We start from the raw sequence: 23,127 nt of genomic DNA on the forward strand, positions 1-23,127 counted from the left end.
CTGATACCGTTACAGTCATGTGTCAATACGGGAGGGTGGCAGAGGCAGCCGGGAGGCGATGAGACCCCCCGGCTGGATTCGATGCGCGTGTTTCGGATGGCTGCCGGCGCCTAGGGGCCGGCCTGGACGCCGGGCAGGTCGTCGACCGGGAGCTCCAGCGGCGGCTCGGGCGCAACGGTCTCGGAGTCGACGACCGGCACGATCTCGCGATCGTCGGCCAGCAGGGCAATGGCGACGACCTCGTCCATGCTCTCGACCCAGTGGAACGTCATCTCGTCGCGGATCGTCTCCGGCACTTTGACCAGGTCGCGCTGGTTCTCGGCCGGCGCCATCAACGTCCGGATGCCGGCGCGGTGAGCTGCGAGCGTCTTGTCGCGCAGGCCGCCGATCGGCAGCACCCGTCCACGCAGCGTGATTTCGCCAGTCATCGCGATGTCGTTGCGCACCGGCCGGCGAGTGATAGCCGAGATCAGAGCGAGCGCCATTGTGATGCCGGCCGAGGGGCCGTCCTTCGGCGTCGCGCCCTCGGGCAGGTGGATGTGCAGGTCGATCTTCTCCTGGAAGTTTTCGGGAATATGGAGCTCCTCGGCGCGCGAGCGCGCATACGAGAGCGCCGCGCGGGCAGATTCCTGCATCACCTCGCCGGCCCGGCCGGTGATCGTCAGATTTCCGCGTCCTGGCATGCTGGCAACCTCGACCGGGATCAGCTCGCCGCCAACCTCGGTTGTGCCCAGCCCGATCGCGACGCCGACCTGCGCCTCGCCGATGCTCTGCTCGAATCCGAAACGTTTCGGCCCGAGGTACTCCTCCAGCTTCGTCTCGGTCAGCTCGATCGCACGCTGCCCGTTTCCCCCGATGCGTCCCTTGACGACGTCGCGAGCGACCTTGCGGCAGATCGCCGCCAGCTCGCGCTCGAGCGCGCGGACCCCGGCCTCGCGGGTATAGTCGCGGATCACCCGCCGCCAGACTGGCTCGGTGATTGCGAGCTGTCCCGGCTCGAGGCCGTGGGCGGCGAGCTGCTTCGGCAGCAGGTGCCGTGAGCCGATCCCGACCTTCTCCTGCTCGGTGTAGCCAGCCAGCTCGATGATCTCCATCCGGTCGCGCAGCGGCCGGGGGACGTTGCTCAGGTAATTGGCGGTCGTAATGAACAGCACCTTCGACAGGTCGTAGGGTATGTCGAGGAAGTGATCGGTGAAGTCTTTGTTCTGCTCGGGGTCGAGCACCTCGAGCATGGCCGAGGCAGGATCGCCGCGGTAGTCGGACGACATCTTGTCGATCTCGTCGAGCAGCACGACCGGGTTGATTGTGCCGGCGGTCTTCATCGCGCCGATGACCCGGCCGGGGAACGCGCCGATGTATGTGCGCCGGTGGCCGCGGATCTCTGCTTCGTCGCGGACGCCGCCGAGGCTGACCCGCACGAATGAACGGCCCATCGCCTCAGCAACCGAGCGGCCGAGGCTGGTCTTTCCGACCCCTGGCGGGCCGGCCAGACAGAGGATCTGAGCGCCCATCGCCACCGGAATGCCCTGGTCGTGCGTCAGCTTGCGGACTGCCAGGAACTCGACGATGCGCTCCTTGACCTGCTCCAGCCCGTAGTGGTCGGCGTTGAGGACCGCCTCGGCATGGTCGAGGTCGAGGTTATCCTCGGTCTGGGTGGTCCACGGAAGTGCCATGACGGTGTCGATATAGTTGCGGACAACCGTTGCCTCAGCCGAGACGGCGGGCATCCGCTCGAGCCGGAGGATCTCTTTGTTCAGGCGATCGGCAATGGACTCGGGCAGGGCGGCTTCGCGAATCTTCTCGCGCAGCGCTTCGATCTCGTTGCCCCCCTCGCCGGCCAGCTCGTCATGGATCGCCTTGAGCTGCTCGCGCAGGTAGTACTCACGCTGGTTCTTATCGATCTGCTCGCGGACCCGATTCTTGATGCGCTGCTCGAGATCGGCCATCTCAACCTCGGTCGTCAGGTGGACGGCGATATTCTCCAGCCGGCTGGCCGGGTTGAGATTTTCCAGATACTCCTGGCGCCTGCGGACCTCGCTGATGAGCTGCGTCGTCAACAGGTCGGCCAGATGGCTGCTGTCCTGCGTCGTGAGGATCATCTCCATGACCTCGGCGCTGAGCTTGCTCTTTGTCTCGCTGTAGCGTCTGGTCAGCTCGCGGGTGATCTCGATCAGGGCGGCAGCCTCGGCCGGGGGGATCTCCTCCTCATCGGCCGGCTCGGCGCGGACGGTGTAGAACGGGCGGGAACTGTTGTCGAACTGGACGATATCGACTCGATGGAGTCCTTCGAGGACGACCTGGATGTTACTGCCCTGCTGGCGCTCGACCGAGACGATCTCGGCTAACGTGCCAACGGAATACAGATCATCGGGGCGTGGGTCATCGACATCGGGATCGTGGTGGGCGGTCACAACAATCCGCCTGTCGCGGTCGAGCGCGTCTTCGACTGCCTGAATCGAGCGGCTACGGCCGACCAGCAACGTCACGACATTGCGAGGGAAGATCACGACGTTCTTGAGCGGAAGGAGCGGATAGCGGACCGTGTAGAGATCGTAGCGGCTCATCTATGAAACCATCCTCATCGGCCCTCGTCTGCCCCGATCGCTGGCCACGACGAAACGAGGGGGACCGGCACAACTCCTCCGGACACTGTCAATACCCACTGTCCGGCCTCGGCAGGCGACCCGTCGCCAGAGCCTGGTTGCATCATCTTGAATGCGGACCGCGCACGCTGGCCTCTGCATCGTTGCGCCCCCATTGTAGCCGATCGGCCCACCTCTGGTGACTGGCAGGCAAAGGGCATGCGCCAGTCTGGTCGAAGCGTCCGGGCGGGCGCGGTCAGCGCAGCACCGTGTACGTTCGCGGCTGGCTGGCGTCCCGGGTGTCGCGCAGGCTCAGAATCTCGGGCCGGCCGGCGCCTGGCAGTCAGAGGATGCCTCAGCTGCCGAGCGGCTGTCGTCGATCGACGGACGCAGCCCGCAGAACCGGTCGCCAGCGAACCCAGACAGCGACCGCCAGGAGCGCCATCGAGACTGCGGCGAGAATCGGCTGGATCGGCTCGAAGATCCGCACAGCGCCGCCCGCGCCGAGCAGCAGGACCACGATCTTGTTGCAGGTCGGACAGCCGATGGCGAAGAACGACAGGAACCCGCCGATCGTTGTCTTGCCCTGCTGGGTCGAGCAGACGTTCGCTTGCGGAAGCGCGTACGACGCCGCGAGTAGCCCGCCGAGCAGCGCGGTGACGATCAGAAAGACATAATCCTGCGGACGAACGGGCAGCATCCGAGTGAAGATCGGGTTCGGGATGACGTCGGTGGGGATGCCGATCGCGAGCAGGGTGAAGGTGAATCCGGCAAGACCGTAGATCGTAGCTCGGACGGTCTCTGACATTCGATTGGCGGTCTGCATCTGCGCTCCTGTCTACATTGACTCCGTTGATTGTGGCCCACACGCGCTATCCCGCGCCAGTATCGCGCGGCTTGACAAGCCCGCCGGCATCGGCGACGGTGTTGAGCGTCGATGATCGAAGGGAGGTTGCGCATGACAGCAACAATCGGGATGGACGAGGCCAGAGAGCGGATCGCCGCCGAGGCACGGGCGCTGCACCCGCGACTGGTCGCGATCTCTCAGGATCTGCATGCACATCCGGAGCTGTCATTCGAGGAGCATCATGCGGCAGCGCTGTTGACCGGCGAGCTGGAGGAGCACGGCTTCGAGGTCGAGCGCGGCACGGCGGGGATGGAGACTGCCTTCATCGCGACGTACGGCAGCGGCGAGCCGGTTGTCGCGATCCTGGCCGAGTACGACGCGCTGCCGAAGTTGGGCCATGCCTGCGGCCACAACCTGATCGCGACCTGGGGTGTCGGCGCGGGGATCGCGCTCCGCCGGGCGCTGCCGGACATCTCCGGCACGATCAAGGTGATCGGCACGCCCGCCGAGGAGGGGGGCGGCGGCAAGGTCATCATGGCCGAGGCCGGGATATTCAACGGCATCGACGCGGTGATGATGATGCACCCACGCGACACGACCTACGCGGATCGCGGCTCGCTGGCCATCGCCCACTACGAGGTCGCCTTCCACGGCAAAGCGTCGCACGCCTCGTCGGCGCCGGAGAACGGGATCAACGCCCTCGACGCGCTGCTGCAGGTCTACTTCTCGATCAACCAGCTGCGGCAGGCGTTCCCTCCGCAGACGCGGATCCACGGCATCATCACCCACGGCGGCGACGCAGCGAACATCATCCCCGATTACGCGGCCGGCAGCTTCCTCGTCCGCGCCAACGACCAGACCTACCACGAGAAGCTCAAGCAGCAGTTTCGTGATATCTGCGAAGCCGCCGCGCTGGCAACCGGCGCGCGCGTCGAGATCGACGAGGGGATCGGCTACAAGCAGCGCGTCTGCAACAGCGCGCTGGTCGAGACCTTCCGCGACAACCTGGAGCGGCTCGGCATCGCGTGTGAAACGCCAACAGCAACGACCGGCGTCGGCTCCAGCGATATTGGCGATGTCAGCCAGCTTGTGCCGACGATCCACCCCTATCTGCAGATCTGTGACAAAGGCACCTCTGGCCACACCACCGGCTTCGCCGAGGCGGCTGGCAGCGCCAGAGCCGACGAGCTCACCGCGACTGGCGCGACGTTGCTGGCCTGGACCGCCGCGGAGGTCCTGCTGCGTCCGGAGCTCCGCGAGCAGCTGCGTCTGACGTTCCGCGAGCAGATCGGACGAGACCCCGCGCGCTGAGCGACACGCGAACGACGTGGCGCGGTTTCTGCCATATCGGAGCTATCTGCTGGTCGCCATCACCGGAAGGGGCGTCTCGACGATGATCCGATTGAAACGCGCGTACGAGCCAGCGTCGGACGACGACGGCGCGCGCTACCTGATAGACCGGCTCTGGCCGCGCGGGATAAAGAAGGAAGATCTGCGCATCGACGGCTGGCTGAAGGAGATTGCGCCGAGCACCGAGCTCCGCAAGTGGTTCGGTCACGATCCGGCGAAGTGGGTCGAGTTCCAGCAGCGCTATCGGCGCGAGCTGGAGGATAACGCCGCAGCATGGCAACCACTGCTCGATGCGGCACGGCAGGGAACCTTGACCCTGGTCTACAGCGCGAAGGACACCGAACATAACGACGCGGTCGTGCTTCACGCATTGCTCGAAGAGCGGCTGGGCCAACACTAACGGTTGCCGGTTGTGTTCCGCGAGGTCCCGACCTGCCGTTCTTGCAGGGTGACACGGCGGCCAATCGATCTATAATGTCGTTGTCGAACACCGCTGCGACCGCTCACCGGGCCGGCATCCGACCCGCGGGTCGATCGTCTCAATGCGAAGGCAGATCGTTCGATGGGATCGGACCCGGGGTAACTGCGACATCAGTCGAGGGCCAGTTCGTCGTCGACGCACGGCAGCGGATCATTCAGTGGAGCGCTTCCGCCGCCGCGCTGACCGGCGTGTCCGCCGACCATGCCCTGTCGCGCCCATGCTACGAGGTTGTTGGCGGTCTCGATGATTTCGGCCGGCCGGCCTGCCGGTCTGGCTGCCCTGCGTTCGCGGCCCTCCGCGCCGGTCATCTCGTTGGTCATTGCGCGACGCCCGCCCGGCACGACACGAGCCCATCGACCCGGCTGCACTGCGAGCTTCACGCGCTGCCGGCCGCAACTGGTGGCGCCGTCGGCCGTCTCTTCGTCGAGGAAAGCGAGTCCGATCGCAGCGGCGTGGCGGGAGGCGCGGATATCCTCGGCGATCTTGCCGCGCTGGCCACACTTGCAAGCTCGCTCACCATCGCCGATTTCCCAACCGGCGTCGAGCGCGCGCTCGACATCCTCTGCGACGCAACCGGAACCGAATCGGCCGAGCTGTTTCTGACCGAGCCCGCCGGACACGACATGCTGCTGACGACCTACCGCGGGCCGTTCCGCAGCGCCTTCTGCCAGATGGTCCGCTTCGCACCGGGCGAGGGGTTCCCCGGCCGCGTTCTGGTCGAGCAGCGTCCAACAGGGACGAATGCGCTGGAGGAGGACGATCGTTACCTCCGCTCGCGGGTCAAGGCGAAAGGGTATCGATCGTACCTCTGTGTGCCGCTGACCGTGCCAGAAGGGGTCATCGGTGCGGTCTGCCTCAGCTCGCGTGATCCGGATGTGTCGCTGCCCGCTGCAGAGCGCCTGCTGACATGGGCGAGCACGCCGATTGCCACCGCGCTCCAGGCCGGGCTGTTGCAGGTTCGCGAGCAGGTGCGTGCTGGCACGATTGCGCCGGTTATCGTGGACGACCGGGAGCCGGATGCATTGCTGGAGCGCGTGCTGCGTCACACCTTGACCAAGGCGGAAGCCGACGGAGGCGCGATTGCGCTATTTGGCAACGGCGGGGGTGTCGCGCGACGCGTTGCCGCTGGCGACGCGGTGGATATCCGCTGCCCCGCGCTATCGGGCGGGGCCTGTGGTTGCCCTGCGCTCGACGGGCAGCATGGCGTTGCGCTCTTTGGCGCCCGGGCCAGCTGGCCGGTCGCCTGTCGCCGCGCGCGTAGCTTGGGGGCGATGCACTACTGCCTGCCGATGCAGGATGGCGGCGAGTCGATCGGGGTGATCCAGCTCGTCTACCGCGACGCCGCGCCCACGCCGCCGACTCGTCATCTGCGCATTCTGCTGGAGGTCGCTGACCAGGCGGCCAGTCTGGCCCGGCTTGCCCGCGACCGGGAGGAGGCGCGACGCACCGCCGAATCGACGATGCTGCGCCTGCTCCAGTCCCGATCAACCGTCATGGAACTGTTGCCAGCCGAGGGCGAACCGCTGCTCCGCGTCCGCTGCTTCGGCCGTTTCGAGATCGAGCGCGACGGCGCGCTTGTTGCGCCGGAGACGTTCAAGCGACGCAAGGCGCTGACGCTGCTGAAGATTCTGCTGACGCACGCCGATCGACCGGTGTCGATCGAGACGCTGACCGAATGGCTCTGGCCCGAGAGCGACCCACGTGCCGCGGCCAACCGACTCTACGTCGTGGTGCATGCGCTCCGCGAGGCGATCGAGCCGGCCGGCGCACATGGCGACTGGTCGTTCGTGCGCACGAATGGCGACCAGTATCTCTTTGACACCAGCGATTGCTGGGTCGACCTCGTCGAATATCGCGCCGCCCTCGACGCCGGCCGTCAGGCAGAGTCGGCCGGCGAGCCAGAGCGAGCGCTAGCTGCCTACGACGCGGCCACGCGCCTCTATCGGGGCGACCTGCTGGAGGACGATCCGTTCGATGAATGGTGCCTGATGGAGCGCGAGCATCTGCGCGAGACGTATCTCGACGCATTGCATGGCGTCGCCGTGCTGTCGCGCGAGCGGGGCGAGATCGACCGGGCGATCGACGCTTATCGCCGGGTATTGCAGGTCGATCCATTGCGCGAGGAGTCCCAGCGCCAGCTCATCGAGACCCTCTCGAACGCCGGCCGGCGCGCTGAGGCGCTGCGCCAGTACGAGCATCTTCGCGCGCTCTTGCGTCGCGAGCTGGATATCACCCCGATGCCCGAGACCGAGGACATCGTCCAGCGCATCCGCGCCGCGACGCCACAATCGGGCCGCGTCGCCGACTCCCTGTAAGCCAACCGAAAGCCTGCGCCCTTACTACTGTTCCACGTCGGCTGTCTTGCTCGACGTGGCGACGGTTGGCGAGCTCGTCAGCCGAGAGGACGGGAGTCGAGCGTGATGCCTCCCTGACGAGCCGAGAGAAGAAAATCGACAATCGCGTGTAAGGCACGTGAAAGCGCGGGATGCGATACCAGATGCCAGACCCGCCCATGGCGACCACGCGAGCTCGCGTCACGACCCGGTGACCTTCGTGATCGTCCTGTGGCTGGAGCCGCGTGACGAGATGCGGGAGCCGGAGTGGCGCTGGCGGGTGCGCGAGGTGAGGGATGGCGAAGAGGCGAGCTTCCGGCGATTGGACGATGTGTTGGCCTACATCGCGGCGCGGAGCGGCACGGCCGGCCCCGCCTGAGATGTTCGTGTCCGGCAGATGAGGTGAGGCGATGAGGGGTGAACCTGTTCTGACCGGCGCCCGCCGTCGAGCGAGGCTGCCGTTGTTGCTGCTGATCGTCGTTGCGCTAGCGGGAATCCCGATGCTGGCGATTGCCGCCGCGCCGTCCGCCGACGAGGGAAAGACGCTGTTCCAGCAGAAATGCAGCAGCTGTCACACCATCGGCGGGGGGACACTGGTCGGCCCGGATCTGGCCGGCGTGACCGGGACTCGCGACCACGACTGGCTCGTTCGCTGGCTCAGCGACCCGCCGGGAATGGTTGCCAGTGGCGACCCGACGGCCACTGCGCTGCTGGCGCAGTTCAACAACGTCCAGATGCCGAATCTCGGCCTGAGCGCCGATCAGGTTGATTCGCTCCTTGCTTACCTCGCCGCGCCGGGTGGGGCGCCGACCTCTCCGGCGGCGACGCTGCCGGCCGGCGATGCGGCGCGGGGCAAGGAGTACTTCATCGGGCAGAAGCGCTTCGCCAATGGCGGCCCGCCCTGCATGGCCTGCCACAGTATTTCCGGCATCGGGGTGCTTGGCGGCGGGAAGCTCGGGCCGGATCTGACCGGCAGCTACGCGAAGTGGGGCCCCGCTGGCCTTACCTCGTTCGTGACTCAGCCGGCCACCGTCACGATGAGCGCCGTCTGGACGCAGACCCCACTGACCCCGCAGGAGGGTGGCGACCTGATCGCGTTCGTGCAGCAGGCATCGGTCAGCCAGCGGCCGGCCAACACGGTCGTGCAACTCGCGGTGCTGGCGGTGCTGGTCGCGGTGGCGCTACTGGTCGTCGCAAGGCTGACATGGAGAGAACGGCTGACCGGCGTGCGGCGACGAATGGTTGCGAACGCTCGACGTTGAGCCAAAGAGCAGGGGCGAGCGCGCCCCGCGTGGAAGGTCGGAGCAGATGGGCTGGATACAGGACCTGGTCAATCCCAAGGCGCGCCGGTGGGAGGAGTTCTATCGGAACCGCTGGCAGCACGACAACATCGTCCGCAGCACGCATGGCGTCAACTGCACCGGTGGCTGCTCCTGGGCGGTCTACGTCAAGGACGGCATCATCACCTGGGAGATGCAGCAGACCGACTATCCGCAGCTCGACCCGAACCTGCCGCCATACGAGCCGCGCGGCTGCCAGCGTGGGATCTCCGCCTCGTGGTACGTCTACAGCCCGATTCGGGTGAAGTACCCCTACGCGCGCGGCGCGCTGCTCGATCTATGGCGGGCGGCCCGCTCCCAGCATGCAAACCCCGTCGACGCCTGGGCCGCGCTGATCGAGGACGAGACGCAACGGACGCGCTTCCAGCGCGCTCGGGGCAAGGGCGGATTCCGGCGCACCAACTGGGACGAGGTGCTGGAGATCGTCGCCGCTGCCAGTCTCTACACCGCCCGCCGCTGGGGACCGGACCGGGTGTTCGGCTTCTCGCCGATCCCGGCGATGTCGTATCTGTCGTATGCCGGAGGGTCGCGGTTCCTGCAGCTCTTTGGCGGCGTGAACATGAGCTTCTACGACTGGTACGCCGACCTGCCCAACGCCTTCCCGGAAGTCTGGGGCGACCAGACCGACGTCTGCGAGAGCGCCGACTGGTTCAACAGCAAGTACATCATCTCGATGGGCTCGAACCTGAACATGACCCGCACCCCAGACGTGCACTTCATCTCCGAAGCGCGACACAAGGGGACGAAGTTCGTCGTTGTTGCGCCGGATTTCAGCCAGGTGGCCAAGTACTCTGACTGGTGGATTCCGATCGAGGCCGGCCAGGACACAGCGCTCTGGATGGCGATCAACCACGTCATTCTGACCGAGTTCCACGCCAACCGCACCGTCCCGTACTTCGCCGACTACGTCAAGCGCTATACCGACGGGCCATTCCTCGTCGCGCTGGATCAGGATGGCGACCACTACCAGCCGGGCCAGCTGCTGCGCGCCGGCCGCGTCGCTCGCTATGCCGATGTTGAGAATGGCGAGTGGAAGTTCCTCGTCTACGACCAGAACAGCGCCGAGCCGCGCATGCCGGCCGGCACGGTCGGCTTCCGCTGGGGGTCGGAAGAGGGCAAGTGGAACCTCAAGCTGCAGGATGCTATCGATGACAGCCCGCTCGACCCGGCAATCTCGATGCTCGGGCGCGAGGAAGACATTCTGAACGTCGCGTTCTACGACTTCGCCGAGGCGCGAGAGTCGGTTCGCGGCGTGCCGGTCCGATACGTCGAGACGAGTGAGGGACGCGTCGCGGTCACGACCGCCTACGATCTGCTGATGGCGCGTTTCGGCGTCGGGCGCGGCCTGTCGGGCGATTATCCCGCCGACTACGACGAGGTCAACGCCTACACGCCGGCCTGGCAGGAGAAGTACACCGGGATCGGCCGCGACACCGTGATCCGGCTGGCCCGCGAGTTCGCCAACAACTCCGAGGCGACCGAGGGCAAGACGATGATCATCGTCGGCGCCAGCGTCAACCACTGGTACTACAACAACCTTGCCTACCGCGCGCCGATCACTGCGCTGCTGCTCTGCGGCTGTTGCGGGCGCAACGGTGGCGGCATGAATCACTACGTCGGCCAGGAGAAGCTCTCGCTCGTCGCGCCGTGGACCAGCCTGGCGTTCGCGCTCGACTGGGTCAAGCCGCCGCGCCAGCAGCAGAGCCCGATCTGGCACTACGCGCACAGCGATCAGTGGCGCTACGAGGGCGACTTCACCGACTATGCCGCCGTTCCACCCGACGCCAAGTGGGCGAAGGGCCACGCGCTCGACCTCGCGGCGGCCGCGGTCCGAATGGGCTGGATGCCGTTCTACCCGCAGTTCGACCGTAACTCACTGGACGTAGCCGCCGAGGCGAAGGCTGCCGGCGCGACGACGCGGGAGGAGGTGACCGAGCGGACGGTTGCCCAATTGAAGGATGGCAGCCTGAACTTCACCATCGACGATCCTGACGCGCCAGAGAGCTGGCCGCGCGTCTGGCTGATCTGGCGTGGCAACGCGATCCAGTCCAGCGCCAAGGGACACGAGTTCTTCCTGCGTCACTACCTCGGCACGCACGACAACATCGACGCCGACGAGCATGCGCGGGATTCGGTGCGCACGATCACCTTCCGCGAGCCAGCGCCGCGCGGGAAGATGGACCTGGTCGTCGACCTCAACTTCCGGATGGACACATCGGCGCTGTACTCCGACATCGTCCTCCCGGCCGCGTTCTGGTACGAGAAGAACGACCTTAACACGACGGACCTGCACTCGTTCATCCATCCGCTGGGCCAGGCGGTGCCGCCGGTCTGGGAGTCGAAGACCGACTGGGAGATCTTCAAGGCGCTGGCGCACAAGGTATCGGAGATGGCGCCGGACACCTTCCCCGAGCCGGTGACCGATATCGTCACGCTGCCGCTGCGCCACGACACGCCGGATGAAATCTCGCAGCCCGAGCCACTCGACTGGCGGGCCGGCGAGTGCGAGGCGATCCCCGGCAAGACGATGCCGCATTTCCACCTCGTCGAGCGCGACTACAGCAAGATCTACCAGCGCTTCATCTCGCTCGGGCCATTGATTCGCGAGGACGGGATCAGCGGCAACGGCGTCCACATCCCGATCGCGCCGTTCTACGACGAGCTTCTGAAGAACCCGCTCGGTGGTTCGCCCGACCCGCGCCACATGCGCTGTGTCGAGTGGGACGGCCAGCGCTACCCCAGCCTGGAGGATGCGCTGGACGCGGCGAACACGCTGCTCTACCTCGCGCCGGAGAGCAACGGCGAGGTCGCCTGGGTGGCCTACCACGAGGAGGAGAAGCACACCGGCGTGCAGCTGACCGACCTGGCCGAGGACAACCGCGGGGTGCGGATCAACTTCGACGACATCACCCGCCAGGTGCGGCGCAACCTCAGCAGCCCGTGCTGGTCGGGGATCGTCAACGACGGGCGCGCCTACGCCGCCTGGACGCTCAATGTCGAACGGCTGGTGCCGTGGAGGACCCTCACCGGCCGGCAACAGTTCTATATCGACCACCCCTGGTACATCGACTTCGGCGAAAACCTGCCGACCTACAAGCCGAAGCTCAACCCGGTCAAGACCGGGGATATCGTCCGCAGCCCGGTCGATGACCAGTGCCTGGTGCTGAACTACATCACCCCGCACGGCAAGTGGAATATCCACTCGACCTACAAGGACAACCACCGGATGCTGACTCTTTCGCGCGGGATGGATCCGATCTGGATCAACGACAAGGATGCCGAGAAGATCGGTCTCAACGACAACGACTGGGTCGAGGTCTATAACGACAACGGTGTTGTCGTGACTCGCGCGGCGGTCAGCGCCCGCGTCCAGCCAGGCACGGGGCTCTACTACCACGCGGTCGAGCGCACGATCTACGTGCCCAAGTCGCAGGTGCGCGGGAAGCGCCGCGCCGGAGGCCACAACAGCCTGACGCGGACACGGATCAATCCGGTCCAGCTGGCTGGCGGCTATGGGCAGTTCACCTACGGCTTCAACTACTGGGGGCCGATCGGCATTCTCACCCGCGATACCTACTGCGTCGTGCGCAAGCTATCCGAGCTGGAGTGGTAGCGCCACTGGGGAGGAACAGGACGATGGACATTCGCGCGCAAGTCTCGATGGTCTTCCACCTCGACAAGTGCATCGGCTGCCACACCTGCAGCGTCGCCTGCAAGAACATCTGGACCGACCGCAAGGGCACCGAATACATGTGGTGGAACAACGTCGAGACGAAGCCAGGCACCGGTTACCCGACGTTGTGGGAAGATCAGGACAAGTATCACGGGGGCTGGGAGCGCAAGAACGGCCACACCGACGAGCCGGCCGAGATCAAGCTGCGGCTGCATAGCCGGACCGGTGGCCTGAAGAACATCTTCGCCAACCCGTACCTGCCGACCGTCGACGACTACTACGAGCCGTGGACCTACGACTACGAGCACCTGTTCAGCGCGCCGGAGGGCGACGACCAGCCGACCGCGCGGGCCGTCTCGATGATCACCGGTAAGCCGATGGACACGATCGAGGCCGGCCCGAACTGGGACGACGACCTCGGCGGGTCGCCGGTCTACGCCGCCAACGACCCCAACATGGCGAAGCTCACCGACGTGCAGCGCGAGCAGCTGTCCGAGGTCGAGCGGCTGGTCTTCTTTTACCTGCCGCGCATCTGCAACCACTGCCTGAACCCCGGCTGCGTCGCCGCCTGCCCGGCCGGCGCGATCTACAAGCGTGGCGAGGATGGCATCGTCCTCGTCAGCCAGGAGAAATGCCGCGCCTGGCGGATGTGCATCTCCGGTTGCCCCTACAAGAAGGTCTATTACAACTGGAGCACCGGCAAGTCGGAGAAATGCATCCTCTGCTTCCCGCGCCTGGAGAGCGGCCAGCCGCCGGCCTGCTTCCACTCCTGTGTTGGCCGTATCCGCTACCTCGGCATCCTGCTCTATGACGCCGACCGTATCCAGGAGACGGCAACGCTGCCGGACGAAGAGTTGGTCGAGGCGCAGCGCGAGATGATCCAGGATCCGTTCGACCCGCAGGTCATCGCCGCCGCGCGAGCGAGCGGTGTGTCCGACGCGCTGATCGACGCTGCGCAGAAGTCGCCGGTCTACAAGTTCGTCAAGCTCTGGAAGCTCGCTCTGCCGCTGCACCCGGAGTTCCGCACGCTGCCGATGCTCTTCTATGTCCCGCCGATGATGCCGGTGCTGGCGAACGTCGAAAAGGGCGCATACAACGTTGCTGGCGCCGACCAGGAGGGGTTGGGCGCGATGCTCAGCTCGCTCGAACAGGCGCGGATGCCACTGCGCTACATGGCCAGCCTCTTCTCGGCCGGCAACGAGAAAGTCGTCGAGGAGGTCTACCGCAAGCTGATCGCGGTTCGCGTCTTCAAACGTGGGGAGACAGTAAAGGATTACTCAACCGATGAGGTGAAGCAGGCGCTGGCCTCCGGTGGCACAACCGCCGAGGAGGTGGAGGCGATCTTCCGCCTGACGGCGCTGCCGACGTTCGACGAGCGCTTCGTTGTGCCGCCACTCGCCCGCGAGCAGGCGATCGAGCAGACCCTCGACCCGTTCAGCCATAAGCCAGCGGCAGGCTTCGGCTTCCGCGAGGCTCCGAAGCGGAGGTTCTAGCGTGAATGACGATGCCGGGCGACTCAGCCTGACGTATTTCGCCGACCTGCTGGAGTATCCGCGCGGCGACATCATCCGCGTCGCGGAAGAATGCGCGGCGCTGCTTTCGCCAGCGCTGCCAGAGGCCGCCGGCCCACTCCGCGATTTTGCCAATGGGATGACCGGTCTGCCGCGCGGGACGATCGAGGAGATCTACACCTCGACGTTTGACCTCGACCCGGTCTGCTACCTCTACGTCGGCTACCACGTCTTTGGCGAGACCTACAAGCGCAGCGTCTTTCTGGTGGCGCTCAAAGAGCGTTACCGCAATTGCGGCGTCGGTATCGACAGCGAGCTTGCCGACCACATCTCGGCAATGCTGCGCTACGTCGTCGCGGGCGACGACGCCGAAGATGTCGACGTCGTCGTCCGCGAGGCGTTGCTACCCGCGCTGCAACGAATGACCGGCCGGGCGAAGTCGGCCGGTCATGACGACGAGGGGGAATCGCCCCCTGTCGAGACGCCGGCCGGGGAGCGGCAGCTCTATCGGGGACTGCTCGAGGCGCTGCGGTTGGTGCTGATGGAGATGGCCGGCATCGAAGATGAGTCGGAGATCGAGCTGGCCGCGCTGGCCCATCGGTCGCTGGCCCACTGAGAGGGGGGCGTCATGTTCGATAGCGTGCTGTTCGCGACATTCCCTTACCTCGCGGTCATCGTGGCGGTCGGTGGCGGGCTCTTTCGTTATTACCGCGATCGGTTCACCTACTCCAGCCAGTCGTCGCAGTTCCTGGAGACTCGCGCGCTCTTCTGGGGGTCGGTTACCTGGCACTATGGGATCATCCTGATCCTCGCCGCCCACGTGCTGGCGCTCTTGCTTCCTGGCCTCTGGGGGGCGCTGATCGCAAACCGGGTCTGGCTCTATGTCATGGAGGTGACTGGCCTGGCGCTCGCCTTGCTGACGATCTTCGGCATGGTGTTGTTGATCCAGCGAAGAATCCGCAAGCCACGGGTTTTCGCGGTGACGACCGGGATGGACTGGCTCCTCCTCGCCGCGCTGCTCACCCAGATCGTGCTGGGCTTCTGGGTCGCGCTCTTCTATCGCTGGGGGTCGGACTGGTATCTCCACACTGCCGTGCCGTGGCTGATTTCGCTGGCCAAGCTCCAGCCGAACATCACCTACGTCACCGTCCTTCCCTGGACAGTCAAGCTCCATATGCTGGGCGGGTTCCTCATCATCGCGCTCTTCCCGTTCACTCGCCTGGTGCATCTGGTGACGTTCCCGATCACCTACCTCTGGCGACCGTATCAGGTAGTGGTCTGGAACGTGCGCCAGCGGGCGGTGCGTTGATGTCACGAGGGGATGACGCCATGACGACCGACAGAAGGTTGGCGGAGCTGCTGATGGCCAGCGCCGAGCTTCACGCGCACCTCTGCCCGCGACAGGTTCTGGGTGTGCGGATGAGCCTGCTGGCCGGCAATCTGCTGGGCCTCGATCTGCCGCAACGAGACAAGCGACTGATTACGATCGTCGAGACCGATGGGTGCGCCGCCGATGGGGTCGCCGTCGCTGCTGGCTGCTGGGTTGGCCGGCGGACGCTGCGGGTCGAGGATTTCGGCAAGGTTGCCGCAACCTATGTCGACAGCAAGACGGGCTGCTCGGTTCGCATAACGCCACGGCGGGATGCCCGCCGCCTGGCCGGGCAGTACGCCCCGCCGACCGACGATCGCTGGTGGGCACAACTCATCGGCTATCAGCGGATGCCCAACGAGCTTCTGCTCGACTGGCGGTCGGTTGCCCTGCGCACCCCCGTCGAGGATCTGGTGAGTCGTCCGGGGCTGCGCGCTATCTGCGCCGTCTGTGGCGAGGAGGTCATGAACGAGCGGGAGGTCGAGCGCGACGGCCTGACGTTGTGCCGCGCTTGTGCCGGGCAGGCGTATTACTCGAGCAGAGGGAGCGACGTCGCGAGTCTCGATGTCGTCGACACGCGCGCGGGGTCGCTCGCCTGGCGATGAGCGCCTGCCGGTATCCGGCTGGACTCCGGCGGGCGACCGCGACGGTGGTGGCCGAGCTCCACCCCGGCTATTTCGCGTTGGTGATGGCGACAGGCATCGTCTCGATTGCGTTGCATCAGCACGGATTCGAGGCGCTCGCTCGTGTGCTGCTTGGATGTAACATCGCAGCCTGGGCTGCGCTCTGGCTGCTGACGCTGGCGCGCCTCGCGCGCTACCCTGTGCGCGTGTGGGCGGATGTGCTCGATCCCCAGCGGGCGCCGGGGTTCCTCACGGTCGTTGCCGGGACGAGCGTGCTGGGGCGTCAGCTGGTGTTGATGACGAGAAGCCATACGCTGCCCTTTGCGCTCTGGGCAGCGAGCGGGGCGCTCTGGATCATTCTGCTCTACGGGTTCATCGCCAGCGTCATGCTCCGCGAGGAGCAGCCAGATATCGCACATAGCCTGCATGGCGGATGGCTGCTGGCCATCGTGGCGACCCAGGCGGTCTCGCTATTGGGGACGCGGGTCGTCGACCAGGCCGGCCGTGGCAGCGAGCTGCTGCTCTTCGGCATGCTCGCACTGTTTCTGCTCGGTTGCCTGCTCTACTTCTATATCGGGGGGGCGGTCTTCTTCCGTCTGCTGTTTCTCCGGCCAGTCGCCGCCGCGCTGACGCCGCTCTACTGGATCGCGATGGGCGCAGCCGCGATTACCGTTGTGGCCGGCGCGACGCTGATCGAGAGCGTAGCCGAGTGGCGCATCCTCCCACCGATCCTGCCGTTTCTGATTGGCATGACCCTGTTATTCTGGGCTATTGGCACCTGGTGGATCCCGCTGCTCGTCATCCTCGGTGTCTGGCGGCATGTCCTCCGGCGGCATCCGGTGGTCTACGAGCCGCAGTATTGGGGCATGGTCTTCCCGCTCGGCATGTATGCCGTTGCAACGCACGAGGTGTCGGTGGTGCTGGGCCTGCCGGCGCTGGATTCGTTGTCATCTGCGTTCGCATTCGTTGCGCTACTGGCATGGGCAGGCATTCTCGCCGGCATGGCGCGTCGGGTTGCAGACCGGCTTGCAGCAGCAACCCGCCCAGGACCGGAAGTATCCCCCGTCGAGAAGCGCTAAGTCATACGCCCGAGCGTAGCGATCGTTCGCCGCGATTGTGGCTGGTATGGTTGGATCCGGGATCCGATCGACTTCGTCGCGGGGAACAGTCCATGCGCTCACGCTATCGACATCTGGCTATGTCCGCGTTCGCCGTCGCGCTGGCGCTGGCTATGGCCACGCCGGTGCTGGCAGCGCCGCGCTTTACGGAAACGGCGCTGCGCAACGGCTCGTCTCCCTCGGCGTCCGTCGCGACGCGAGGCAGTGGCGTTCGGTTGCTGACTGCCTACTACACCCAGCGCGACGGTTCGATCTATGCCGATAGCAACTGCGGGATCGCCGCGATTGCGATGTCGATGGCGGCCTTCGGCCATGTCGAGCCGCTGCTGCCGCTGCGTGAATCGGTCAACGCGTTGACCGGCGACTGGCAGCCGGATAGCGGCCTCGACTGGTCTTCCCTGATCGCGGCGCTCCAGCTGCGCGGCTTCGTGGCCGACGGGCCGTACGCTGGCGGCAGCTACCGGAGCTGGACCGTCGAGGAGATGCTGGCCGAGACGCGGGCCGGCCGGCCGGTGATCGCTCTCACCCACCAGCGCTCGCTCCCTGGCCATGCCGATATCGACTACGACGGCGACCACTACGTCGTCTTCCTCGGCGCGACCGACGACGGACGTGTCGTCTATCACGACTCAGCCCTCCCCGGCGGCGAGGGCGCCTACCGCACCACCGACCGCGCGACGTTCGAGTACGCCTGGTCGCACACCTGGATCGGCCAGAACAATACGGCCATGGCGGTGTATCAGCCGTAGGGCCATCACCCCCCGCCCCTCTCCCAACCTTAGGAGAGGGGGAACGTGGGGAGTGACCTCTCGAGCAACCTTATTCGAGTCGCGGCCTACAGCTTCTCGCCCCGGGTGATCGGCGTCGGGACGACCCACTCGTCGCCGCGCTCGGTGGTGATGTATTCCGGCCACTTGAGGTCGTGGGGCGGGACGATATCCTTCGGCAGCAGCGGGCCGACCCAGTGCTTCCCGCCGACCCCGTCGCCGGTGCGCTCGACGAACTCCGCCTTCGCCTTCGCCAGCTCGTCCTCCTTCGTCGCCAGGTCGAGGAGCGTCGCGGCGATCGTCTGGCCGGCGACGAACATGCCGGGGTCCATGATCTCCGGCCGACCGCCCATCGCGAGATACGTCCAGGCCGGATACTGATATCCAGCGGATGGCGGGCGCAGGCGCGGGCGGGCGGTCAGCAGCCGCACCGATGGCGCGTGCCACATGTATTCGACATAATCGTCAGCGCCGATAAACTGTTGCCACGGCGGAAGTTGCGAGCGGACCTGCGCCTCGTAGTCCTGTGGCGGCAGGAGCTGGCTGACGTCGGGCGGGAAGGGGTTGTCCATCTGCGCGAGGCCGAGGTTCTTCTGGATTTCGCGGCCGAACGCCCGGGCGCTCTCGTCGTACTCGGGCGGTCCGACCTGGGCGAGGTTGCGCCAGGTGAGGTCGGCCATCGCCTGATTCGGCAGCGCGACGCGCGTCTTCGACACCCAGCGCACCGACACCTCGCAGCCGGTGACGGCGGCGGCGTGGCGGGCGTTGTCGGCCAGCACCTCCCAGATGCGCTCCTGCATCTTCAGGTCGGTCGTCCGCCACGCGTACTGGATCTGCGAGAAGCGCGGCGGCAGATTGTCGGCGGTCGCGTCGCCCGCGTGGAGGATCACTTCGTTCAGCGTCCAGTTGCCGGCCGCGGCGAACATCGCGTCGCGGGTGAACTTGGTGTTGGTGTACATCAGCATCAGCGCGTCGACCGCGCCCGGCACGCGGCCGGCCAGCCGGTTGGCGCCAGCGGGCACGGCGGTCGGATCGCCCCACGCTTCCGGCTCGACGCACTCGAAGGTGAAGACGCAGGCGTAGTACGCGCCGAAATGCGATTGCCACTCGACCGTGTTCTGCGGCCAGGGGTGGTAGCAGATGAAGGCGTCGAACCCGTCGTAGTACCCCTTGGCGGCGTGGATCGGCTTCGAGCCGCACAGCTTCTCGGCCGGCTCGCCGAAGAAGACGAGCTGCCCCTTGATGCCGTATTTCTCCATCGCCGCCTTGGCCGCCAGCGCGCCGGTCAGGCCGGCGACGCCCAGCATCGAGTGCGGGTCGGTGTGGCCGGAGGTGTACGGGTGCAGCCCCTCGCGCGGGGCGCGGAACGGCGCCGGCTGCTGCGAGTTGCCCGGCACGGCGTCGTACTCGGCGTAGGCGCCCAGCACCGGGCCACCATCGCCCCAGCGGGCGACGAACGCCGTCGGCATCTCGCCAGAGCCCTCCTCGACGTCCCAGCCGTCGGCCCTCAGCAACTCGACGTAGGCCTTCGCCGACTTGTACTCACGCCAGGCCGGCTCGGCGTAGTTCCAGATCTCGATATCGAGGTCCGACAGCCGCTGCCGGTTCTCCTCGATCCAGTCCATCGCGTACTGCTTTGCTGGGTAGCGCTCGCTCATGCTTCGCTCCTCTACGGCCAACGGGCGTTGGTGGTTTCCCAACCCCGTCGGCCAACATTCGAACCCCTCGTCCTGTCATTCTCGCGGGTTCCCCGATTCTGTCATTCTTCGCTCCGTTCAGGATGACAGAGAAATGGGAAGTTGCCGGCCTGCCATATTCACCGCGGTCGCTGTACTCAATACATCGACTAGCATGAAATGTCAGGATGGCAGCGTCCCTGTACGCTGTCATCCTGAGCGCTCACGCGAAGGATCTCTCTTGCTTTCGACTGTGTCCAGCCAGGGGAGATTCCTCGCTGCGGCTCGGAATGACAACGAGCGGTGGTGGCTGTCGCACCACAATACAGGACACATCACGCTGGTCGGTGCACTCCACATGGCAGGAAGAGGGAGTCGCTCCTCTCCCCCGGCGGCGCTCCTCCGGTCGCTTCATCGCTGATCGTCGCCCGACTCCGGTTCCCGGTCAACTGCCTTCATCAGAATATGAAGCGTGGGTCGTCCGCACTGAGGATCGCCGTTCGCGGCTCGACGGACCACGCCGTCGTGATTCTCCCGGCCAGCGCGTCGATCAGCGCCGGCACGTCGGTCGCCGCGGAGTCGTGCATCGCCTCGGCGACGATGAGGACGTCGGAGGTGGTCGGGCGAATGGCCGATAGGCCACTCTGGCGGTGAGTCCAGCGGCGAGCGTGGACCTGGCCGGCGTCGTCGGCGAAGATCACCTCGCCGGGCTCGGGGCGCTCGATCTCGCCCGCGAAGCTCAGGTAGCGCTCGTCACCAGTCGCGTGGCGCACCTCGATGTAGCCGGCGACTGCCGCGACATCGAAGGCAGCGACTGGCGTCGCGAAGGCCAGCGAGGCGGCGTTGCACAGGTCGATCAGCGGGTGGATCCTCGGCAGCTCGCCCTCCTTGCGAAAGCGCCGCAGCAGCGATTCGGACGCGCAGCGGTATTGCGTCGGCTTCAGTCCCATCCGGGAGAACACCCGCCGCCAGGCCTGAACCTCCGGCAGCAGGCTCTCGCTCCCGTTGCCCAGCCGCCCTCGCGCGATCTCGGTCAGTTCGGCGATGGGCGCGTCGACATCTGCGTCGGCGCTGATTCCGGCCGTCTGGATGACCCCGACAACCAGCTCGGGGAATTGCCGCCAGATATCGCTGGAATGTTCGAAGTACATGCCGCCTCGATTCCACATGTCGCGGTGCGATCGGCCCGAATGAGGATAATACGAGTATTGAACGCTCGATCGATGCAGGGAGGCGACTGAGTGGCGGACAGGATCCGGATCAACGCGCAGGCGATCGTGGCCTACCAGGATGGTGAGCATCGTATTCTCGAGGCCGGCTGCGTCATCGTCGAAGGGAATGAGATTATCCACGTCGGCAGGGACTTCGATGGCCATGTCGACCAGACGATCGACGCCAGCGACCGGGTAGTGACGCCCGGGCTCATCAATACGCATAGCCACCTGGCCGGCTCGCCACTGGATAAGTCCTTCATCGAGGATCGCGGCCGGCGGCAATTCTCGATGACCGGCCTGTCGGAGATGCTGCCGGCCCGCAGCCAGGCGATCGACATGGAGGGGCAGGAAGCCTGCGTCGAGTACTCGATGGCCGAACTGATCCGCACCGGCACGACGACGATCATGGAGATCGGCGGCATCGGCGACTACGTGGCCGACGCGGCCGAGAAGGCCGGCCTGCGCGCCTACATCGGCGACATGTACCGGTCGGGACGCTGGCTGACTCGCGACGGCCGGAAGATGGAGTACGACTGGAACGAGGAGGCCGGCATCAAGGGCTTCCACAAGGCCGTCGACCTGATCGAGCGGATCGACGGGCGGGCCAACGGACGGATCAAGGGGTTCCTGACCCCCGCGCAGGTCGACACCTGCACCGAGGATCTGCTGCGGATGAGCCGCGAGGCGTCGGACCGGATGCAGGTGCCGCTGGCGCTGCACGTCAGCCAGTCGGTCTTCGAGTTCGACGCGATGGTCCAGCGCCACGGCATGACGCCGATCGAGTGGCTGGAGTCGATCGACTTCCTCAGCGAATGGAACATCCTCGGCCACGCGATCCTCATCGCCGGCAGCAGCTGGGTGCAGTTCGGCGGCGACGACTTGTCGATCCTCGCCCGCCACGGCGCGTCGGTCGCCCACTGCGTTTGGGTCTTCGCCCGCCGGGGGATCGTCATGGAGTCGTTCCCCGCCTACATCGACGCCGGAGTGAACATGACGCTCGGCACCGACACCTCGCCGCAGTCGATGATCGAGGGGTTGCGCTGGACGGCGGTGATCGGCAAGATCATGTCGCGTGACACCGAGAAATCCACCGCTGCCGACGTGTTCAACGCCGCGACGCTCAACGCGGCCAAGATGCTGCACCGCGACGACATCGGCCGGATCGCGCCGGGGGCGAAGGCCGACCTGCTCTTCTGGGACGCTGGCTCGACCTTCATGGCGCCGCTGCGCGACCCGATCAAGAACATCGTCTACAACGCCGGGGCCGAGGACCTTCGCGACGTCATGATCGACGGCGCCTGGGTGCAGCGCGATGGCCGGGTGCTGAACGTCGACGAGCGCGCCGCAAGTAAGCGCTTGCAGCATGCGGGCGAGCGAATGTGGAGTGAGATGGGCCCCGGCGACTGGGCCGGCCGCGGGGCGGACGAACTCTCCCCGCAGACGTTCGGGCGGTACGAGGGGTAAGTGGAGCAGGCGGGGGCGGCATTGCCACCCCCGCTTCAGTCTAGTGGCTGACGGCGCGCTCCAGCGTCTTGGCGTGCTCGACCCACCCGGTGACCATCGATTCCGACGGGAGTTGGCGGACGAGCTTCTTGGCGGCGTTGATCTCGGCCATCGCGGTGTGGAGATTGGCGGGATTCCGCCGGGCCAGCTCGAGCGGGCTGTCCACGCCGGATGCTTCCAGCAGGTCCGCGTATTCCGAGCCAACGCCGCGCACGCGCATCAGGTCGGCGCGGTTGACCCACTCCAGAACGCGCGCGGTGCTCACGTCGATCTTCTCGGCGAGCTCTTCGCGGCCCTTGGATGTGCCGGCCGTCTGCAGGAGGGCCTCGGTCGTCGCGACGCCAGCGCCGGTGAGCTTCTCGGCGTAGGCCGGACCGATACCCTCGATGTCGATGATCTTGACCATGCCTGTCTCCTGTCGTGCGGCACGCGATAACCGACCAGACGGTTGATGGCGGCTCATTCGCGGCTCGATGGCGATAGTGTACGCCTCCGGTCAGCCGTGGCGGCATGCTCCGGAAAGGTAGATGACTAGTGGCCGGGTCTTCACCGTGAGGGGATCATCCCGCTATCGGGGGCCAGAAAAGCCGGAAGCCTGGTTCCTCGGAGACGGCTCCAAAGGCTCTCAGCTCACGTATCGCAATTGCGAGTACCCGATGTATACGTTTGCATTAGTTCTCATAGTCTTCTTATTGCGCGTTGGTGATGAGCATGTCATAATAGGCCGGTCATACATGGGG

Annotated in this window: 18 protein-coding genes; 13 read left to right on the forward strand and 5 right to left on the reverse strand. The window is 66.1% G+C overall.

Going from position 1 to position 23,127, the window contains the following annotated elements; genetic code table 11:
• Positions 1-110: 110 nt before the first annotated feature.
• Positions 111-2,564 (reverse strand): endopeptidase La, encoded by a 2,454-nt coding sequence (lon, locus tag V9F06_02440; protein MEI2616485.1) that lies wholly within the window; start codon positions 2,562-2,564, stop codon positions 111-113.
• Positions 2,565-2,937: 373 nt separating this feature from the next.
• Positions 2,938-3,408: a hypothetical protein gene (locus tag V9F06_02445; protein MEI2616486.1), complete on the reverse strand. Its 471-nt coding sequence runs from the start codon at positions 3,406-3,408 to the stop codon at positions 2,938-2,940.
• Between the two features lie 132 nt (positions 3,409-3,540).
• Between V9F06_02445 and V9F06_02450 the strand changes: the two genes are divergently transcribed.
• The 12 genes from V9F06_02450 to V9F06_02505 all read left to right on the forward strand — a co-directional run bounded on the left by V9F06_02450 (position 3,541) and on the right by V9F06_02505 (position 17,976).
• Positions 3,541-4,740, forward strand: a complete 1,200-nt coding sequence (locus tag V9F06_02450) for a M20 family metallopeptidase (GenBank protein ID MEI2616487.1) — start codon at positions 3,541-3,543, stop codon at positions 4,738-4,740.
• Between the two features lie 82 nt (positions 4,741-4,822).
• Positions 4,823-5,179: a DUF488 domain-containing protein gene (locus V9F06_02455; protein MEI2616488.1), complete on the forward strand. Its 357-nt coding sequence runs from the start codon at positions 4,823-4,825 to the stop codon at positions 5,177-5,179.
• A 74-nt stretch (positions 5,180-5,253) separates the two neighbouring features.
• A complete protein-coding gene (locus V9F06_02460; GenBank protein MEI2616489.1) occupies positions 5,254-7,575 on the forward strand; it encodes a BTAD domain-containing putative transcriptional regulator in 2,322 nt (773 codons plus the stop codon).
• A gap of 229 nt (positions 7,576-7,804) precedes the next feature.
• A complete protein-coding gene (locus V9F06_02465; protein MEI2616490.1) occupies positions 7,805-7,972 on the forward strand; it encodes a hypothetical protein in 168 nt (55 codons plus the stop codon).
• Between the two features lie 31 nt (positions 7,973-8,003).
• Complete coding sequence (locus V9F06_02470) at positions 8,004-8,855, forward strand: c-type cytochrome (protein ID MEI2616491.1); 852 nt, start codon at positions 8,004-8,006, stop codon at positions 8,853-8,855.
• A gap of 46 nt (positions 8,856-8,901) precedes the next feature.
• Positions 8,902-12,546 (forward strand): nitrate reductase subunit alpha, encoded by a 3,645-nt coding sequence (locus tag V9F06_02475; protein ID MEI2616492.1) that lies wholly within the window; start codon positions 8,902-8,904, stop codon positions 12,544-12,546.
• A 23-nt stretch (positions 12,547-12,569) separates the two neighbouring features.
• Positions 12,570-14,099 (forward strand): nitrate reductase subunit beta, encoded by a 1,530-nt coding sequence (gene narH, locus V9F06_02480; GenBank protein MEI2616493.1) that lies wholly within the window; start codon positions 12,570-12,572, stop codon positions 14,097-14,099.
• Between the two features lies 1 nt (position 14,100).
• On the forward strand, positions 14,101-14,733 hold the full coding sequence (locus V9F06_02485) for a molecular chaperone TorD family protein (GenBank protein MEI2616494.1): 633 nt from the start codon (positions 14,101-14,103) through the stop codon (positions 14,731-14,733).
• A gap of 12 nt (positions 14,734-14,745) precedes the next feature.
• Positions 14,746-15,426 (forward strand): respiratory nitrate reductase subunit gamma, encoded by a 681-nt coding sequence (gene narI, locus V9F06_02490; protein ID MEI2616495.1) that lies wholly within the window; start codon positions 14,746-14,748, stop codon positions 15,424-15,426.
• A gap of 20 nt (positions 15,427-15,446) precedes the next feature.
• A complete protein-coding gene (locus V9F06_02495) occupies positions 15,447-16,091 on the forward strand; it encodes an FmdE family protein (GenBank protein ID MEI2616496.1) in 645 nt (214 codons plus the stop codon).
• The gene (locus tag V9F06_02500) at positions 16,088-17,188 is read left to right on the forward strand and encodes a tellurite resistance/C4-dicarboxylate transporter family protein (GenBank protein ID MEI2616497.1); all 1,101 of its coding nucleotides are present in this window, start codon (positions 16,088-16,090) and stop codon (positions 17,186-17,188) included. Before V9F06_02495 ends, V9F06_02500 begins: the two co-directional genes overlap by 4 nt.
• Positions 17,189-17,280: 92 nt before the next feature.
• Positions 17,281-17,976 (forward strand): C39 family peptidase, encoded by a 696-nt coding sequence (locus V9F06_02505; protein MEI2616498.1) that lies wholly within the window; start codon positions 17,281-17,283, stop codon positions 17,974-17,976.
• Between the two features lie 86 nt (positions 17,977-18,062).
• Here the strand turns inward: V9F06_02505 and V9F06_02510 are convergent, their stop codons facing one another.
• Together V9F06_02510 and V9F06_02515 are read right to left on the reverse strand one after the other, a co-directional pair.
• Positions 18,063-19,652: an amidohydrolase gene (locus V9F06_02510; GenBank protein ID MEI2616499.1), complete on the reverse strand. Its 1,590-nt coding sequence runs from the start codon at positions 19,650-19,652 to the stop codon at positions 18,063-18,065.
• 476 nt (positions 19,653-20,128) lie between these two features.
• Positions 20,129-20,821 (reverse strand): phenylalanine--tRNA ligase beta subunit-related protein, encoded by a 693-nt coding sequence (locus V9F06_02515; GenBank protein MEI2616500.1) that lies wholly within the window; start codon positions 20,819-20,821, stop codon positions 20,129-20,131.
• 90 nt (positions 20,822-20,911) lie between these two features.
• Between V9F06_02515 and V9F06_02520 the strand changes: the two genes are divergently transcribed.
• Complete coding sequence (locus tag V9F06_02520) at positions 20,912-22,348, forward strand: chlorohydrolase family protein (GenBank protein MEI2616501.1); 1,437 nt, start codon at positions 20,912-20,914, stop codon at positions 22,346-22,348.
• A 40-nt stretch (positions 22,349-22,388) separates the two neighbouring features.
• On the opposite strand, the gene V9F06_02525 is transcribed toward V9F06_02520, so the two are convergent.
• Positions 22,389-22,793: a DUF4332 domain-containing protein gene (locus V9F06_02525; GenBank protein MEI2616502.1), complete on the reverse strand. Its 405-nt coding sequence runs from the start codon at positions 22,791-22,793 to the stop codon at positions 22,389-22,391.
• Positions 22,794-23,127: the final 334 nt, after the last annotated feature.

The organism is Thermomicrobiales bacterium (assembly GCA_037045155.1).
In the GTDB taxonomy this organism is placed as follows: domain Bacteria; phylum Chloroflexota; class Chloroflexia; order Thermomicrobiales; family CFX8; genus JAMLIA01.